This is a genomic window from Candidatus Accumulibacter sp. ACC005, assembly GCF_907163215.1.
Lineage (GTDB): Bacteria > Pseudomonadota > Gammaproteobacteria > Burkholderiales > Rhodocyclaceae > Accumulibacter > Accumulibacter regalis.
The window spans coordinates 220,782-235,752 of the sequence record NZ_CAJQUB010000006.1; the positions used below are offsets into that span (position 1 = coordinate 220,782).

Annotated in this window: 16 protein-coding genes; 9 read left to right on the plus strand and 7 right to left on the minus strand. The window is 62.9% G+C overall.

Features of this window, described 5'->3' with window-relative positions; all coding sequences use genetic code 11:
* Nucleotides 1-1,227: 1,227 nt before the first annotated feature.
* From QZ613_RS08195 to QZ613_RS08205, 3 genes are all read left to right on the plus strand, one after another.
* Entirely contained in the window at nt 1,228-3,957 is a 2,730-nt protein-coding gene (locus QZ613_RS08195; RefSeq protein ID WP_291868759.1) for a cation-transporting P-type ATPase, read from the plus strand.
* Nucleotides 3,958-4,049: 92 nt separating this feature from the next.
* Entirely contained in the window at nt 4,050-4,655 is a 606-nt protein-coding gene (locus QZ613_RS08200; RefSeq protein WP_291868762.1) for a heme-binding protein, read from the plus strand.
* Between the two features lie 76 nt (nt 4,656-4,731).
* Nucleotides 4,732-5,304, plus strand: a complete 573-nt coding sequence (locus QZ613_RS08205) for a TerB family tellurite resistance protein (protein WP_291868766.1) — start codon at nt 4,732-4,734, stop codon at nt 5,302-5,304.
* Nucleotides 5,305-5,506: 202 nt separating this feature from the next.
* Here the strand turns inward: QZ613_RS08205 and QZ613_RS08210 are convergent, their stop codons facing one another.
* From QZ613_RS08210 to QZ613_RS08240, 7 genes are all read right to left on the minus strand, one after another.
* Nucleotides 5,507-5,974, minus strand: coding sequence for a phosphate-starvation-inducible PsiE family protein (locus tag QZ613_RS08210; RefSeq protein WP_291868823.1), 468 nt, complete (start codon nt 5,972-5,974; stop codon nt 5,507-5,509).
* 398 nt (nt 5,975-6,372) lie between these two features.
* On the minus strand, nt 6,373-6,954 hold the full coding sequence (locus tag QZ613_RS08215) for a histidine phosphatase family protein (protein WP_291868769.1): 582 nt from the start codon (nt 6,952-6,954) through the stop codon (nt 6,373-6,375).
* A 13-nt stretch (nt 6,955-6,967) separates the two neighbouring features.
* Nucleotides 6,968-7,468, minus strand: a complete 501-nt coding sequence (locus QZ613_RS08220) for a CIA30 family protein (protein ID WP_291868772.1) — start codon at nt 7,466-7,468, stop codon at nt 6,968-6,970.
* A gap of 118 nt (nt 7,469-7,586) precedes the next feature.
* On the minus strand, nt 7,587-8,936 hold the full coding sequence (locus QZ613_RS08225) for an AarF/ABC1/UbiB kinase family protein (protein WP_291868775.1): 1,350 nt from the start codon (nt 8,934-8,936) through the stop codon (nt 7,587-7,589).
* A gap of 56 nt (nt 8,937-8,992) precedes the next feature.
* Nucleotides 8,993-9,352 carry a hypothetical protein gene (locus QZ613_RS08230; RefSeq protein ID WP_291868778.1) on the minus strand — a complete coding sequence of 120 codons (360 nt, stop codon included), beginning with the start codon at nt 9,350-9,352 and terminating at the stop codon, nt 8,993-8,995.
* A gap of 32 nt (nt 9,353-9,384) precedes the next feature.
* The gene (locus QZ613_RS08235; protein WP_291868781.1) at nt 9,385-9,852 is read right to left on the minus strand and encodes a DUF3429 domain-containing protein; all 468 of its coding nucleotides are present in this window, start codon (nt 9,850-9,852) and stop codon (nt 9,385-9,387) included.
* A gap of 6 nt (nt 9,853-9,858) precedes the next feature.
* Entirely contained in the window at nt 9,859-10,599 is a 741-nt protein-coding gene (locus QZ613_RS08240; RefSeq protein WP_291868784.1) for an SDR family oxidoreductase, read from the minus strand.
* 189 nt (nt 10,600-10,788) lie between these two features.
* Between QZ613_RS08240 and QZ613_RS08245 the strand changes: the two genes are divergently transcribed.
* The 6 genes from QZ613_RS08245 to QZ613_RS08270 all read left to right on the plus strand — a co-directional run bounded on the left by QZ613_RS08245 (nt 10,789) and on the right by QZ613_RS08270 (nt 14,962).
* Nucleotides 10,789-11,064, plus strand: coding sequence for a TIGR02450 family Trp-rich protein (locus tag QZ613_RS08245; RefSeq protein ID WP_291868787.1), 276 nt, complete (start codon nt 10,789-10,791; stop codon nt 11,062-11,064).
* A gap of 58 nt (nt 11,065-11,122) precedes the next feature.
* Nucleotides 11,123-12,115, plus strand: coding sequence for an FAD-dependent oxidoreductase (locus QZ613_RS08250; RefSeq protein ID WP_043567691.1), 993 nt, complete (start codon nt 11,123-11,125; stop codon nt 12,113-12,115).
* A gap of 124 nt (nt 12,116-12,239) precedes the next feature.
* On the plus strand, nt 12,240-13,778 hold the full coding sequence (locus tag QZ613_RS08255; protein WP_291868790.1) for a cryptochrome/photolyase family protein: 1,539 nt from the start codon (nt 12,240-12,242) through the stop codon (nt 13,776-13,778).
* A complete protein-coding gene (locus tag QZ613_RS08260) occupies nt 13,775-13,984 on the plus strand; it encodes a hypothetical protein (protein WP_291868793.1) in 210 nt (69 codons plus the stop codon). The genes QZ613_RS08255 and QZ613_RS08260 overlap by 4 nt, the downstream gene beginning before the upstream one ends.
* Nucleotides 13,985-13,992: 8 nt before the next feature.
* On the plus strand, nt 13,993-14,454 hold the full coding sequence (locus QZ613_RS08265; protein WP_291868796.1) for a DUF1499 domain-containing protein: 462 nt from the start codon (nt 13,993-13,995) through the stop codon (nt 14,452-14,454).
* A gap of 55 nt (nt 14,455-14,509) precedes the next feature.
* Nucleotides 14,510-14,962 carry a pyridoxamine 5'-phosphate oxidase family protein gene (locus QZ613_RS08270; RefSeq protein WP_291868799.1) on the plus strand — a complete coding sequence of 151 codons (453 nt, stop codon included), beginning with the start codon at nt 14,510-14,512 and terminating at the stop codon, nt 14,960-14,962.
* Nucleotides 14,963-14,971 lie beyond the last annotated feature (9 nt).

The following is a 14,971-nucleotide window of genomic DNA, read 5'->3' on the forward strand; positions in this document are numbered from 1 at the left end:
CCTTGCCGCGGTCGGCGCTGGCCATTTATGCAATGACAGCGACTCTTCGGGCATGGGCGCCGAAGTCGAACACATTCGGGTCAGAATCGTCGTTCAGCATAGACAACTATCTGTCCTTCGACGGCGAGGCCTCGGTATCGCGGCTGATAACGGACAGGAAGTCCAACCCGCACCAGATGTCTGCGGCGGCAGCGTAACACGGCTTGACGCCGGCGGTGGAGTGGCTGTGCGTCGCCGCAGGGGTGTTTTTCCGCGTTGCGCGGGTGGCCCGATCCCGCCGACCTGCGCGCCGACGACAGGCAGCCGCGGTTGACTAACAGGCGACGCGCTGATCGAGCTCGTAGTCCGGTGCCGGCCGGGCCTGGGGATCGATCTCGCACGGTCGGGCCGTCGGTGATCAAGGTGATAATTCGCATCGCGCCGCCACAGTGGGGACACACCAGCGGGGAATCCTGTACATACGGCTTCAAAACAGAAGCAGGCTTCTGAACGGCCGCTTGGCTCTGAAAACTGCCGGAAAGCCGACGCCAGAAACTCGGCCCGAGCGGTCGTTGGCGGGATGCGCCTTGAGCGTCAGCTGTAAGCCACATCGCCGCCGCTCGCGCAGGTCCGGCGGAGAAGTCCGGGCAGAGCAATCCGAGCGGCCGCTTGTTGTACGGTAGCGATCTTGGTTACGGTGGCGGATGCTTCAAGTTTGGATCGGTGGGTGTGTGGAGGTTGGCGTCAGTCGGCTCACGATCAATTCAGGGCATTGTCCCTGAAGCTGGAACACGGAAGACCATCAACTCGCTGCGATGCTGAGGGCCAGCTTGTCATTCGTCACCACCCTGCAAGCAGGATCTGACGAGTCGGGGAGCGAGGGTGCCGATGGAATGCCAAGAGTGAGCCCCCGTGACCGCACTGCGAGCTGAATCGTCGCCATAGCCGCGACGCTCCTGCTCCCTGCTCCCTGCTCCCTGCTCCCTGCTCCCTGCTCCCTGCCCAGCTTGGGCTTGTCGTCGTCACTCCAGCCGCCTGTCAGTTGATAGCACCGACAGCTGCAAGCGCTCGACCAACACCCAGCCGCCTTTGTTGGTAATTCCTGAACTTTTTGTCTATACTTTGTCCTAGACACTTAGAGTGCGGCTTTCTAATTCCAATCATGGCCGCACCGATTTTCGTGGCGGTGGTTCGAGTATCTCAGTTCGAGCACGCGCGTAAAAAAACAACCGTACAGGAGTAAAGACCGTGCAAGACCTCTTGCAAAAGCACTGGCACCACCTGCCGGCAAGCGAGGTGATCGACCTCCTCGATACCCGTGGCGAAGGCGGGCTCGATCAATTCGAAGTCGCCGGGCGCCAGGAACGATTCGGTGCCAATGCCCTGACCCCCGCCAAGGGCAAGAGCCCTCTGCAGCGCTTTGTCCAACAGTTCAACCAAGCGCTGGTGTATATCCTGGTGGCTGCGATCGTGGTCAAGCTGGCCCTGGGTGGCTATGTCGATGCGGCTGTGATTTTCGCCGTGGTCCTGCTCAACGCTGTTCTTGGCTTCGCACAGGAAAACAAGGCCTTGAACGCCCTCGCTGCGCTGTCGCGCGCGCTGACCACCGAGGCAACGGTCGTGCGCGCCGGGAACAAACAGCGGATCAACGCCCGCGACCTGGTTCCGGGCGATCTGGTCATGCTGGCTTCTGGCGACAAGGTTCCGGCGGACCTGCGCCTGCTGCAGGTCCGCGACCTGCAGGTCGACGAGTCCGCCCTGACCGGTGAATCGGTTCCGGTCGCCAAACAGGCCGGTGAACTGGCCCACGACGCGGCGCTCGCCGATCGCCGCAACATGGCCTATACCTCGACCTTGGTGACCTATGGCACGGCGACCGGAGTGGTCACCGCCATTGGTGACGGCACCGAGATCGGCAACATCTCGGGCCTGATCGCCGGCACGCAGCAACTCGATACTCCGCTGACGCGACAGGTCGGGCACTTCAGCCATTATCTGCTCTACCTCATCCTGGCCCTGGCAGCCTTAACCTTCGTCGTCGGACTTGCGCACGGGGAATCGTGGGTGGCGATGTTCATGGCGACTGTCGCACTGGCGGTGGCGATGATCCCGGAGGGTCTGCCGGCGGTGCTCACCATCACCCTGGCCATCGGCGTCGGGCGCATGGCGCAACGTCACGCGATCATCCGCCGCCTGCCGGCGGTCGAGACATTGGGCAGCACGACCGTGATCTGCTCGGACAAGACCGGCACCCTGACGCGCAACGAGATGACCGTGCAGAAGCTGTCCGCGGGCGGCGCTCACTTCGACCTCAGCGGCGTCGGTTACGGCCCTGAAGGTAGCCTGCAGCAGCAAGGGCTGGCCGTCGACCCCGGAAATCATCCCGCCCTGGTGGCGCTGCTGCGCGCCGGCATGCTGTGCAACGACTCGCTGCTGCGCGAAAAAGATGGCCACTGGCAGGTCGAGGGCGACCCCACCGAGGGTGCGCTGCTGGCCGCGGCGCGCAAGGCCGGTCTGGATTCACAGGAGGCCCTCGCCGGCGCGCCGCGCCTCGATGCGGTGCCCTTCGAATCGCAGCATCAGTACATGGCGACCCTGCATGCCGGCGAGTCGCGAATGGTTTTTGTGAAGGGCTCGGTGGAGAGCGTGCTGGCGCGCTGCAGCGGCGCGCTGGACGCCGGAGCGCAGACGGTGACGCTCGAGCCCGAGGTGGTGCTCGCACAGGTGGACGGAATGGCCGCGGCAGGGCTGCGCGTGCTCGCTTTCGCCCAGCGTCCCGCGAGCAACGATCAGGAGACGCTCGGCCATCAGGACCTGGCCGAGGGAATGACCTTCGTCGGCCTGCAGGGAATGATCGACCCGCCACGCGAGGAAGCGATCAGGGCGGTCTCGGCGTGTCGCGACGCCGGCATTCGCGTAAAGATGATCACCGGCGACCATGCCGTCACCGCAGCCGCCATCGCCGGCCAGATCGGCCTCGATCAGCGCGCCGGTCCGGGCGTGGCTCCGGCGGCGCTGACCGGCACGCAACTGGCCACGCTTTCCGACAGCGAATTGACCGCCGCGGCGAACGATACGGCGGTGTTTGCGCGCGTCACTCCCGAGCAAAAGCTGCGCCTGGTGCAGGCTCTGCAAGCGCGCGGCGAGGTGGTGGCGATGACCGGCGACGGGGTCAACGACGCACCCGCCTTGCGTCGGGCAGATATCGGCGTGGCAATGGGAATAACCGGCACCGAGGTGGCCAAGGAAGCCGCAGACATGGTGCTCACCGACGACAACTTCGCCACCATCGCCGCCGCCGTCGAAGAGGGACGAGGGGTCTTCGACAATCTGACCAAGTTCATCACCTGGATCCTGGCGACCAACGCCGGCCAGGGACTGGTGATCGTCGTCGCGGTAATGCTCGCCCAACCGCTGCCGGTCCTGCCCGTGCAGGCGCTGTGGATCAACATGACCACGGCGGTCTTCCTCGGGCTAGCGCTGGCCTTCGAACCCAAGGAACCGAATCTCATGAGCCGTCCGCCACGCGCTCCCGGCTCGCCGATCGTGAACGGCGAGCTGGCGCTGCGTATCGCGATGGTCGGTGTGATGCTCCTGGTCGGCGCCTTCGGGCTGTTCGAGTGGGCACTGCTGCGCGGCGCCAGTGAAGAGCAGGCGCGTACCATCGCGGTCAATGTGTTTGCGGTCGGACAGTCCTTCTACCTGCTCAACTGTCGCTCGCTGCGCTGGTCGATGTTCCACCTCGGTTTGCTGAGCAACCCTTGGATCTGGGCCGGCATCGGCACCATGATGCTCGCCCAGCTCGCATTCACCTACCTGCCACTGTTCAACCACCTCTTCCACACTGCACCAATTGCCGCCTTCGACTGGTTGCCGATCATTGCCGTCGGACTGACGATCTACCTGGTGATGGAGTTCGAGAAGGCCTACCGGCGTCGCGGCAGGGCTCCGTCACGATCCGCGCGAGCGTTGCGATGAAGTGCAAGGCGGCGTACCCACCATCAATCAACGCGGCGTGTTCCGGGTCAGCCGCTCGGCGCCCGGTCGCTGCCCCTACTGGACGGACTCCAATGCGCAAGTTCTTGCTTTCCCTGGCCATCGCAGCCGCACCAAGCCTGTCGAGCGCCATCGAGGAACCCTCCTATGAAGTCGAGCGACGGATCGGCGAAGTCGAGGTCCGGCGCTACGCGCCGTACGTTGTAGCCGAGGTGATCGTCAACGCCCCGGCCGAGGAGGCAGGCAGTCAAGCGTTCCCGATCCTTGCCGGCTACATCTTCGGCAAGAACAAGGGCTCGACGAAGTTCGCCATGACCGCACCGGTGACCCAGGCGCCAGCGCCGATGCGACTCGAAATGACCGCGCCGGTGACCCAGGTCGCCGCCCCGGGGGGCTATCGCGTGCAGTTCGTGTTGCCCGGCGAGGTGACGCTCGACCTGGCGCCCGAACCGGACGACGCGCGGGTGCAACTGCGCGAAGTGCCAGCAAGCACCGTCGCGGTGATCCGCTACTCTGGGTTCTGGACCCAGGCCAATTACGATGAGCACCTCGCCGAACTCGAAACCGCCTTGCGTACGGCCGACGTGAGCTGGTTTGGAGAGCCGGTCCTGGCGCGCTACAACCCTCCTTTCATGCCGTGGTTCCTGCGCCGCAACGAGATCTGGTTGAAGCTCCGGTGAGGTTTGTCGCAACGGCCTGGAGGCCTTCATGACGATTTGACGCCATGTCTGCCAGCCAGCCGCCGCCGGTTGCGCCGTGGCGCGCGCCGCCGTCACGCACGCCGGAACTTCGTTCTGGCCAAGGGGATCCCTGGCGTGCTCAGAAGGAATTTTTAACCGTTCCAACAAGGAGAGAAAAATGCGGAAATATCCCATCGATAGCCCGGAAGCCATGGCACGGATCGTCGCCCTGGCCCTGCTCGCTGACGGCGCGCTCGACCACAGCGAAGTCGAGGCACTCGAAAAGCATGAACTTCGCGGGGATCTGGGCATCCCCCCCGAGACGCTTGAGCGAGTCATACATGAATTCTGTAATGACCTGATGCAAACGGCCCGCGCGCCAAATATCGGACAGATCGAGCTCGATCTGCAATTGGTCGATCACCTGCTGGATGACATTCAGTCGCCTGAGCTGCAGAAAAAGGCCTTGACCGCGATCGTCGACATCGTCGATGCGGACGGCAGCCTCAACTCTGGAGAGGCCATTCTGATATCGCAGGCCATGAGCCGCTGGGGGCTTGAACTGCAGCGGGTGACACACATCGAGGTGCGCGAGGCGAAGCACTTGTCGCCGATCGTTCCAGGGCAGGTTCAGGTCGCGGAAGCCTGATTGACTGAACAGCAAGATGGGCAAGAAACACGCCCGCCACCGTTTCGATCAAGCGCTCCGTGGCAGGACGGCGGAGTGCTGATCTCGATGCGCTTTCGACTCCATGACCTGACCATCGAGCAATGCCTACAGCCTTCATCCAGTGGTTCGGCACCTCCAGCGGCAGTCCGTTATCCGTCGCGAAGCTCTTGACCCGGCTCTCTCACTTCTTGGGCTGCGAAGAGACCAGCCAGTAGGTAACACCGAGCGCCAGCAGGATAGCTGCCATGCCGTAGAGATATTCGGCTTGCAGGGTGCTCAGGTCGAGCACGATCACCTTACGGGCGATGGCCATCAGTGCGGTCGCTACGACAAGTTGGACGTGGATGACATCGTCGCGCAGATAGAGGGTGATATTGACCAGGATTTCGATGGCGATCAGCACTGCCAGAAAGGCCGCGAAGACGACAAAAATATCGTTGAGGTCAAGAAGCAGTACGGGCGGTTTTGACAACGCGTTGTAGAGAACCAGCACCACGTCGGCAACGCACCACAGGATGACCATCGTCATCAGGACGGCCAGCAGGCGAATGGCTTGACGGATGACTCGATGCAATCCGCGTACCAATGGATCGTCGTGTTTCTCCGAAAGATGATCGTCGTGAAGCGCCGACCCGTTTTCCTCTGACATATTCATGGCCTCTTGACCGTTGGTTGAACGCTGATCTGAGAATGGGTGCTCCAAAGTCACATCCACAAGTATCCTTAACCGCCATAGCCGAAGTCAATCAAGAAGTTCTCGTTGCCGCCCCTGGAGACGATCAGCAGCCAATCCTGAAGCAGGTCACGCACCAAGCGGTGCCTCGTGGTATCCGATACTGGCCTCCCAGCGAACACGCGTCGTTGCCTCTCCGCCACCTCGTATTGAAAGGCACAATACGGCGTATTGGAGCTGCAGCGAGCCGCTGCCGCGTTCGACGCCGCCATGTCACTGCTGAAACGCCGTCCCCATTGCAGGGGTTTGGGGGGAAACAATGGAGCAGCGAAGCGAGTTAAAGGCCGAGCAGATGCGTCGAATGGAGGTCATGCTCATGAACCTTCTCGTGCTTCGACGGGAATGACACCAAGCCATACCGGCATCGGGGTTCCATTGACCTGAAAAACACTGCCGCCGCCGGCAGGCGGCGTTGCCTCGGTGAAGGCGTTCACCACCACTTGATGGGTGACCAGGATCACCGGCCGGCCATCAACGGGCAAGCTGGCGAGAAACGATCGCAAGGCGTCGAGAGTTTCTTCCCGATCGTCCGCCCGCCCGAAGAAGGAATTCAGCGCCGGCAAGGACTCTACCGGGCCAAGGTCCAGTAGGCGGGCCGTTTCGAGCGCACGGCACCACTGGCTGGAAAAGACTCGTCCATTGGTCAGGCCGACCGCACGCAGACGGGTGCCCAACTGTCGTGCCTGAGCCCGGCCGCTGGCGTCAAGATTCCGCTGCGTGGAACAATCGCCGATGACGAAATTCGGCGGGTCGCCGAACCCCGGCGCGCGGGCATGCCGCAGCATCAGCACACGGCCCGGTTTTGCGAGTTCGCCGAGCGACAAAGCCGGATCATCGGCCCACGCCGGAAACGACCATGACATGACTACCAGTACAAGGATGAGCCGCTTGCGCATTCTTCTCCTTCCTTCAGCCGACAAGTTCGATCGCGCGCAGATCGAGCTTGAACGGACCCACTTGTCGATCGGCGATCAGAAGGCCCACTTGTCTTGCCGATGAGACGGCCAGCGGTGGCAGGTGGTCGAGGACGCGCCCTCGCCAGGTCGGGATAAAATCGGCGACGGCCAGTTCTATCCTGGTCCACTCCCCAGCCGGTGGCTGAAAAGCCGCCTGGTAACTGACACCGTCGAGCTCGGCGCCAGTCCGAATGCTGAACTTGTAGCGCTTGCCGTCGCCGCGCACGGTGAGCAAACAGGCTGAGCCGCCCACGCTAGCGGACGCTATCACCGGTGAGCGAACGGACGCAAAGCCGCCGTTGTTGGTGAGGGAAAGCGATCCCGAGAAGGTGGCATGCCCTTCCGTATGAAAAGCCATCCGGCTGGCCGAGACCCCCCCCATCACGCGATCGTCAATGGCGTACCAGCCGGCGACGGCCTCGGGGGTGTCGAATCGGCAAATCGGAGTCGTCATGCCTGCTGCCCTGGTCTATCGAAAGCAGGTAGCCATCCGCCCCTGCCAACCCCGGCCCGGAACGACGCACGGCGACGATTGGACGGCGGGCCCGGCCATTCAGCATCTCGCTTCCGGCTCATGACGGCGCCTGCCTCGACGCGTAAGGCTGGAACAAGGCGCCGATGTCCACCCGCGCCTTGAGCTTTGCCGCCAGCAGATAAAGACCGCCTGCCTTGCGGTGCAAGAACAGGGCATCCGCCGGTGGCGTATGCCAAGAATCCCTTTCGCTGCTCAATGCCAGGCCGGCGTCGCGGATTCGCGCTGGCAGATCCGAATTTCCGAAATCGTAGGCGCCGGCGTAGCGCAAGGGTTCGCAGGCGTGCAGAAATACGTCAAGGACGAGTTGCCGCTGCCTCTCCCCGATGTCAGCCCGAAAGTAGCCGATAGCGCTGGCGGCCATGCTCATTTCCTGCCGGTCTCCGACGACGGTACTCGCCATCAGCCGGCGATAGGCCTCGACGACAACTGCCGGGTAGGGGCGGGTGGCGCCAAAGTCGAGCAGTATTAGTTTGCGGCTGGCTTTGTCGTAGCGGTAGTTGGCGAAATTGGGGTCGGTCTGGACCAATCGGAATTCGAAAATCTCCCGAAAAAGCAGCCGGAACAGCAGTCCTGCCACGCGGTCCCGCTCGGCTTGCGGGGCATGCAGCAAGGATTCGACCGGCACGCCTCCCATGCAGGACATCGCCAGGACGCTCTCCGTCGTCAGGTCGGCGTGCACCCCGGGCAGAATGAACTCGGGCGCGTCGGCAAGAAGTCCGGCGTAGCGGCTGAGCCAGGCGCCCTCACCGAGATAATCCGCTTCGGCGTGCAACTGACGTTTCGATTCCCGCAGCAGCGGTCCGACATCCAGTCCTCTGGGCAGCAGTCCAGAGACACGCAGCAGGGTGGCGACATTATCGACGTCGCTGTCGATACTCTGGCGGACACCCGGGTACTGGACTTTTATGGCCAGGCGCCGCCCGTCCCTCGTCTGCGCCAGATGGACCTGGCCCACCGACGCTGCCGCCTTCGGCGTGAAGGAGAACTGCCGGAAATGACGGTCCCAACCATGCCCCCAGTTGGCGTCGAGCACATTCACCAATTGGCTCATTGGCATGGCTTTGGCGTCGGCGCGCAAGCGTGCCAGGATAACGCCAAACTCCGGAGGCAACAGATCGCCTGCATCCATGGACAACAGTTGCCCGAACTTCATCGCTGCCCCGCGTAATCGGGCAAGCTGATCGGCAACCCGGTACGCGTTCTCAGGCGTCAGCAGCAAGTCGGCAATTCGCGGACGCTTGCCTTGGGTCAACTGTCGTGTGCCTTGTGCCAGCATACTGCCGGCAACACCGCTGGCGAGAACACCCAGCCGGGCAAGCCTGGACCACCGTCCGCCGGGAACGGCCGCGGTGCTTGCGTCGCGTTTGCTGCTCTCATCGTCGAGCATGCGGCCTCGCTTTTCGTCTGATCCGACAGTAGCCCGGAACACTTGGCGACGATTCTTCAATACGAAGCCGGCTGCCGGCAATCGGGAGAATCCGGGACTTCCGAATCCTCGAGCGGATAGGCGTCGGCCACGTAAGCGGGACCTTTCATCACCATGACGATGAACGCAGCAATCGCCACCGTCAGCACCACCGTCCAGTGCAGGACGGCGATACTGAGCGCAAGAATGTCGACCATCTGGAGGTGAGTCGAGGCGTCCACTGCATCCCCTCCGCCGAGAAAAATTCTCGCCGCCAGCGACGGCAGGGCCAGAAGCAGCGTGCCGAAAACGAGCACACGGGGTAACAGACGGAGCACGTCGCGCTCGCGACCAGCCGGCGTCTGCACGAATCCCGGAAGTCTGTTGAAGGCGTTCATTGGGGCTCCTTTGCTCGACGGGTTTTGGACGATTACCAGGTTTCAGCGAAAGCACCTGCTGTCAGGCAAATACAGGCCACCGTAGTCAGCCGGAAGCGCAGCGGCAGGTACCACGCCGGCAGATGGCTGGCGGCGATCAGAAATCTATCCTGCCAGTAGTGGGCAAGAAACCCGGTCACCAAAAGGACACTCGCCAGCATCGGCGAGAACAGAAATGCCGACCAGGCGATAAGTGCGGGGACGACACTCCAGACGAAGCACCACGTCCGCTGACTTGCGCTCAGATCCGTCAAAGTCATGGCGAACCCCCAATGCAGGGCGCCGACGAAGGTCAGGATCACCGCACCGTAGGCAAACAGCGCATCGCTCCAGAGCTTAGCGTGGTGCGGGTCGACGAGGCTGGCGGGGGCGAGGACGAGAAACGGCAGCAGTCCTCCGTAACCGAGCCAGGCAACGCTGCGCGGAATGCGTGCAACGGGAGTGGGCAGAGAGTGGTCCATCGCGCCCTACCTGACCAACGGTCGAACGGTGGAAAAGCCGGCGTCCATCGACCACACCTGGCCGGTCACCCGGGCCGCCTTGTCCGAGAGCAGCCAGACCATCAGTTCGGCCAGTTCGTCGGGTGAGCCAATGCCCGGCAAGGGGTACTGGCGAGCCGCCGCCTCGCGGCCCATCGCGGTGCCGAGAATGGCGGTGGAGGCAGGCGTGTCCATGATGCCGGGGGCGACGGCGTTGATCCGGATGCCATTGCTCGCGTAGGTCGCCGCGGCGCTGCGTACCAGCCCTTCGACACCGGCTTTCGCTGCCGCTACTGCTTCGTGATTGGGAGTGCCGATCCGTGCAGCCGCCGACGAGACCAGCACCGCCGATCCCGGGCACTTGGCGTCGCGCAAGGCGCCGACGAAAGCCGCCAGAGTATGGAAGGCGCTGACCAGATTGGCGCTGAGGCAGGCCGCAAAGTCGGCGTCGGACATGCGATGCAGAGCGCCCAGGCGAATGTTGCCGACGCAGTGCGCGAAGGCCGTGGGCAGCAACTGGTGCGCCTTGGCGACCTCAAGAACGTGGCGTGCCCCGGCAACGGTGGAGCAGTCAGCGACCACCTGTACGTGGCTGTCCCCGTAGCTGTGGGTCAAGCGCTCACCGTCCCGGCTGGTCAGCAGTAGTTCCCAGCCGGCCTCTGCCAGCCTGGCCGCCACCGCTTGACCCAGCCCGCCTGCTGCTCCAGTGACCAGGGCTACTTTCTCCATGACATCTCTTCTCCGGCTCAGCTGTTCTTAAGGAAGGGACTCCCCGGGCGCCAATGAAATCATCAGACTTACCGATCTGGAGCCTTGTTTGTGATAGACATCCTTGAGGCGCATGACCACGTAAAGGTCATTTGTGCGTTATACTACGCGCCAAACTATAGTTTGTCCAGGACAATGATGAGTGAAGCCGTGAAATCATCTTCCGCACCCGGATCCGAATCACAGGCCTTCGGCTTACCGGCTGCTCGCCGTCTGAACCCGAAGAAGCTGTTGCTCAGCAAGTGGACGGCGGCCACCCCGCATGACAAGGAGAAACACTTCATCGTTACCGGGGTGATTCAGCCGGAGTCCCCGGCCACTCGAATCGAGAGCATCGAACTGGAATCGGTGTACTCTCGGCGGTTGTTTTCGCTGCCCTGGCGTGATCTAACCGACGGCCAGCAGTGGCTGCAAGGCTGGCAATGACTTGTGCCGGGAAGAATTCGCGCGCAGGCTCGTCGGATTGATGATTGACAAGGAAGCCATGAATTACCCTCCGCATATTGCGCTGATCGGTGCCGGCATCGCCGGCCTGTCCTGCGCCACGGCGCTGCAACGGGCTGGCCTCGAAGTCAGTCTGTTCGACAAGAGTCGCAGCCCCGGCGGACGTATGAGCACCCGTCGCGGCGACGACTGGCAATGCGACCACGGCGCCCAGTATTTCACCGCTCGCCACCCCGCCTTCCGCGCCGAAGTGGAGCGCTGGCAGCAGGCCGGGGTCGCGGGCGTTTGGGCTCCCAGGCTATCGATGTTTGATGGCGATTCGCCGGAAGAACGCGAGCCGACGGTCGAGCGCTTTGTCGGTATGCCGACGATGACCGCGCCTGCCCGGTATCTGGCCAGCACTCTGGCCGTGCACGCGCGAACGAACATCCAGCAGTTCAGGCCTCAGGCGCACGGCTGGCAGGTTTTTTCGGCTGAACAGGGCTGGCTGGAAACGCGCTTTGCGGCCGTCCTGCTGGCCGTACCTTCGCCGCAGGCGGTACCACTATTGCAGCAAGCGGCCCCCGATTTGGCGGCACTGGCAAGCAGCGCCGTGATGCGCGGCTGTTGGGCGCTTATGCTGCGCTTTGCTGCGCCGGTCGACCTGCCGTTCGATGCCGCCTTCGTCAATCGGGGCCCACTGCGCTGGCTCGCCCGCAACAGCAGCAAGCCGGGCCGCAGCGGCGAGGAAACCTGGCTGCTGCACGCCTGTGCAGACTGGAGCGAGGCGCATCTGGAAGAAGATTCCGAGAGCGTCGCCGTCGCCCTGCTATCCGCCTTTGGCCAACTCGGCGGTCCAGCCCCACAGGAATGGACTGTCCACCGCTGGCGTTACGCCGACACCGAACCGGCCCTCCACGAGGGTTGTGCCTGGCGTCCAGACATTGGCCTGGGCCTTTGCGGAGACTGGCTCAACGGCGGCAAGGTAGAGGGTGCCTGGCGCAGCGGCCGGACGCTGGCCGAACAGGTGTTGCAGTCGTTCGCGCGATGCTGATGGCCGGACTGAGTGAATCGCGGCCCTGCCACGAACCTTTCCCTCTGACGCACCGCTTGCCCGGTCTGGAGCGGAAGCGCGGCTTGCCGCAACGCCAGCGCCGGGGGCTTTACCAGAAAACCGCATGAGTCCCGGCACAACTCTTCGGCTGATTCTCGGGGACCAGCTCAATCCACGGCACACCTGGTTCGAGCAGCGGCGCGACGATGTGCTGTACGTCTTGATGGAAATGCGCCAGGAAACCGACTACGTGCTGCACCACGCGCAGAAAGTCCTCGCCATCTTTGCCGCGATGCGCGAGTTGGCCCGTCAGTTGCGTGCGGCCGGACACCGCGTTCTCTACCTGACGATCGATGATCCGGACAACCGGCAGTCGCTCCCGGACAACCTCGATGCGCTGCTGCTTCGGTTCAACGTCCGGGCCTTCGAATACCAGGCACCCGACGAATGGCGACTCGACGCGCAACTGGCCGCCTATGCTCGGCGGCAATCCATCCCCTGCCGAATGGTGGAAAGCGAGCACTTCTATACCTTGCGCGACGACGCTGCGCGGCTGTTTTCGGCCCGTAAGCAATGGGTGATGGAGCACTTTTACCGCCACATGCGGGTGCAACATCGAGTACTGATCGATGGCGCTGGCCGACCCGTGGGCGGCCAATGGAACTTCGACCACGACAACCGCAAGCCCTGGCCAGGGCTACCGTCCGAACCCGCAGACTTCCGGACCTCTCACGATCATTCAGCGCTCTGGCAGACGATCGTCTCCGCGGGCGTTAACAGCTTCGGCGAGGCCAACGCGGCACAGTTGGCCTGGCCGCTCAATCGCGCCGAAGCCTTGCAGCAACTCGACGCCTTCATCGAGAAAGCGCTGCCGCACTTCGGCGACTTCCAGGACGCGATGAGCCATGGCGCCTGGCGAATATTCCACTCGCTCCTGTCATTTGCACTCAACACCAAGATGCTCGATCCGCGCGAGGTCGTTGCCAAGGCCAACGCCGCCTGGCGCGCGGGGCGGGTATCGCTGGCGACTGCCGAGGGCTTCATCCGGCAGATCGTCGGCTGGCGCGAGTACATCCGCGGTTTCTACTGGGCGCACATGCCGGAGTATGTCGAGCAGAACGTGTTTGGCCACGCCCGGGCGCTGCCGGGATGGTTCTGGAACGGTCAGACCAGGATGCGCTGTCTCGCCCACGCCATCGGCCAGTCTCTCGAGCACGCCTACGCCCACCACATCCAGCGACTGATGGTGATCGGCAACTTCGCGCTGCTGGCGGGACTGGACCCCGCCGGGGTGCATCGCTGGTATCTCGGTGTCTATGTCGACGCTTTCGAATGGGTCGAACTGCCCAACACCCTCGGCATGAGCCAGTTCGCCGACGGCGGACTGCTGGCCACCAAGCCGTACGTATCCAGCGCCGCCTACATCGATCGCATGAGTGACTACTGCAAGGGCTGTCATTACGACAAGAAGCTGCGCACCGGCGAGCGAGCCTGCCCCTACAATTCCCTCTACTGGGACTTCTTTGCGCGCCACGCCGGAAGGATCTCGCCCAATCCGCGTCTCGGCATGGTCTATCGACAGTTGGCGAAGATGGATGAAGCGACGCGGCGTTCGTTACAGGAGCGGGCAGACGAACTACGCAATTCGCTGGATCGCCTATGATCCTCTTGTGGATGATCCGCTGCCAGGGCAAGAAGATCGCTCAACGCTTGGATCTGCCGGGGACCGGGTTTGTCCTCGTGACTCACGCGCGGCTTGTCTCCGCCTTTGCCGCGAGCGCGAACGAGGTGGCCGATCGCCGCCTGTGGTTCGATGCTGGCCGGAGCACCCTCGTCACGCCGTACCGTACTCGCCCACTTCTGACTTGAGGAAGGTCTTGCGAATCGTTCCGAAAAACACCAGCTTTGGCGTTATGACACTGGCGATCGTGCTCGGTGGCTGTGCCTCGGATGCGCCGAAGCCCCACGCTAGCGATGCTTACGACAGCATCTCCTCGCACCTCGCCTGCACCCTTGCCAGCAACTGTGCCAACTCGCTGGGCACCGGCAGTCTGTTGCCGCTGCGATACACAGGCACACCCGCGCAGGCCATGACCATGCTGCAAGCCACGCTGAAAACCTTCCCCGAGGCAACAGTCGTGCGCAGCGAAGATCTGGCGCTGGAAGTGATCTTCACCACGCCCGTTGGCTTCAGGGACCAGGTCGATTTCAGAATCGACGCGCAGACGCAGCGCATCGAATTTCGATCACGGTCGTTGTTCGGCTTTTTCGACTGGGGCAAAAATCGCTCGCGAATGCAGGAATTTGCAGCGCGCTTCGAGCAGCAGAGCCAGCGTTGATGGCACTGTCTTCGAAACACGCGTCAAACGCGGCTTCCTTTACGGAATGGACGAGATGAGCACGGATATCGAGACAGCGAGGATTCTGAGTGATCTTTTTCGTTCGCAACGTTTCGCGGTGCTGGCGACCGACGACCGCGGCCAGCCTTTCACCAGCCTAATGGCATTCGTGGCCTCCGCCGACCTGCGGCAACTGGTCGTTCTGACTGATAGGACGACGCGCAAGTTCGCCAACCTTGCGGCCAATTGCCGGGTCGCCCTGCTGATCGATAACCGCGAGAACAAAGGCTCTGACACAAAGGATTCCATCGCGGTAACCGCCATCGGGAAGGCACAGGAAGTGGCTTCTGGTGAAGCCGCTCTCCTGCTCGAGCGGTTCCTCGCCTGCCACCCCTATCTGGCCGAATTTGCAGCTTCGCCGACCTGTGCCGTTGTCAGGGTGACGATCGATTCGTACCTCCTTGTTTCCAGTTTTCAGAAGGTCCTCGAATGGCGCACCGGAGGCTGACTGTAGTGG

Bases quoted from the DNA above. Each gene is read 5' to 3' on its own strand.
- QZ613_RS08220 (WP_291868772.1), bottom strand. From the start codon at position 7,468: ATGACGACTCCGATTTGCCGATTCGACACCCCCGAGGCCGTCGCCGGC.
- QZ613_RS08200 (WP_291868762.1), top strand. From the start codon at position 4,050: ATGCGCAAGTTCTTGCTTTCCCTGGCCATCGCAGCCGCACCAAGCCTG.
- QZ613_RS08225 (WP_291868775.1), bottom strand. From the start codon at position 8,936: ATGCTCGACGATGAGAGCAGCAAACGCGACGCAAGCACCGCGGCCGTT.
- QZ613_RS08230 (WP_291868778.1), bottom strand. From the start codon at position 9,352: ATGAACGCCTTCAACAGACTTCCGGGATTCGTGCAGACGCCGGCTGGT.
- QZ613_RS08250 (WP_043567691.1), top strand. From the start codon at position 11,123: ATGAATTACCCTCCGCATATTGCGCTGATCGGTGCCGGCATCGCCGGC.
- QZ613_RS08235 (WP_291868781.1), bottom strand. From the start codon at position 9,852: ATGGACCACTCTCTGCCCACTCCCGTTGCACGCATTCCGCGCAGCGTT.
- QZ613_RS08260 (WP_291868793.1), top strand. From the start codon at position 13,775: ATGATCCTCTTGTGGATGATCCGCTGCCAGGGCAAGAAGATCGCTCAA.
- QZ613_RS08240 (WP_291868784.1), bottom strand. From the start codon at position 10,599: ATGGAGAAAGTAGCCCTGGTCACTGGAGCAGCAGGCGGGCTGGGTCAA.
- QZ613_RS08270 (WP_291868799.1), top strand. From the start codon at position 14,510: ATGAGCACGGATATCGAGACAGCGAGGATTCTGAGTGATCTTTTTCGT.
- QZ613_RS08255 (WP_291868790.1), top strand. From the start codon at position 12,240: ATGAGTCCCGGCACAACTCTTCGGCTGATTCTCGGGGACCAGCTCAAT.
- QZ613_RS08215 (WP_291868769.1), bottom strand. From the start codon at position 6,954: ATGCGCAAGCGGCTCATCCTTGTACTGGTAGTCATGTCATGGTCGTTT.
- QZ613_RS08210 (WP_291868823.1), bottom strand. From the start codon at position 5,974: ATGTCAGAGGAAAACGGGTCGGCGCTTCACGACGATCATCTTTCGGAG.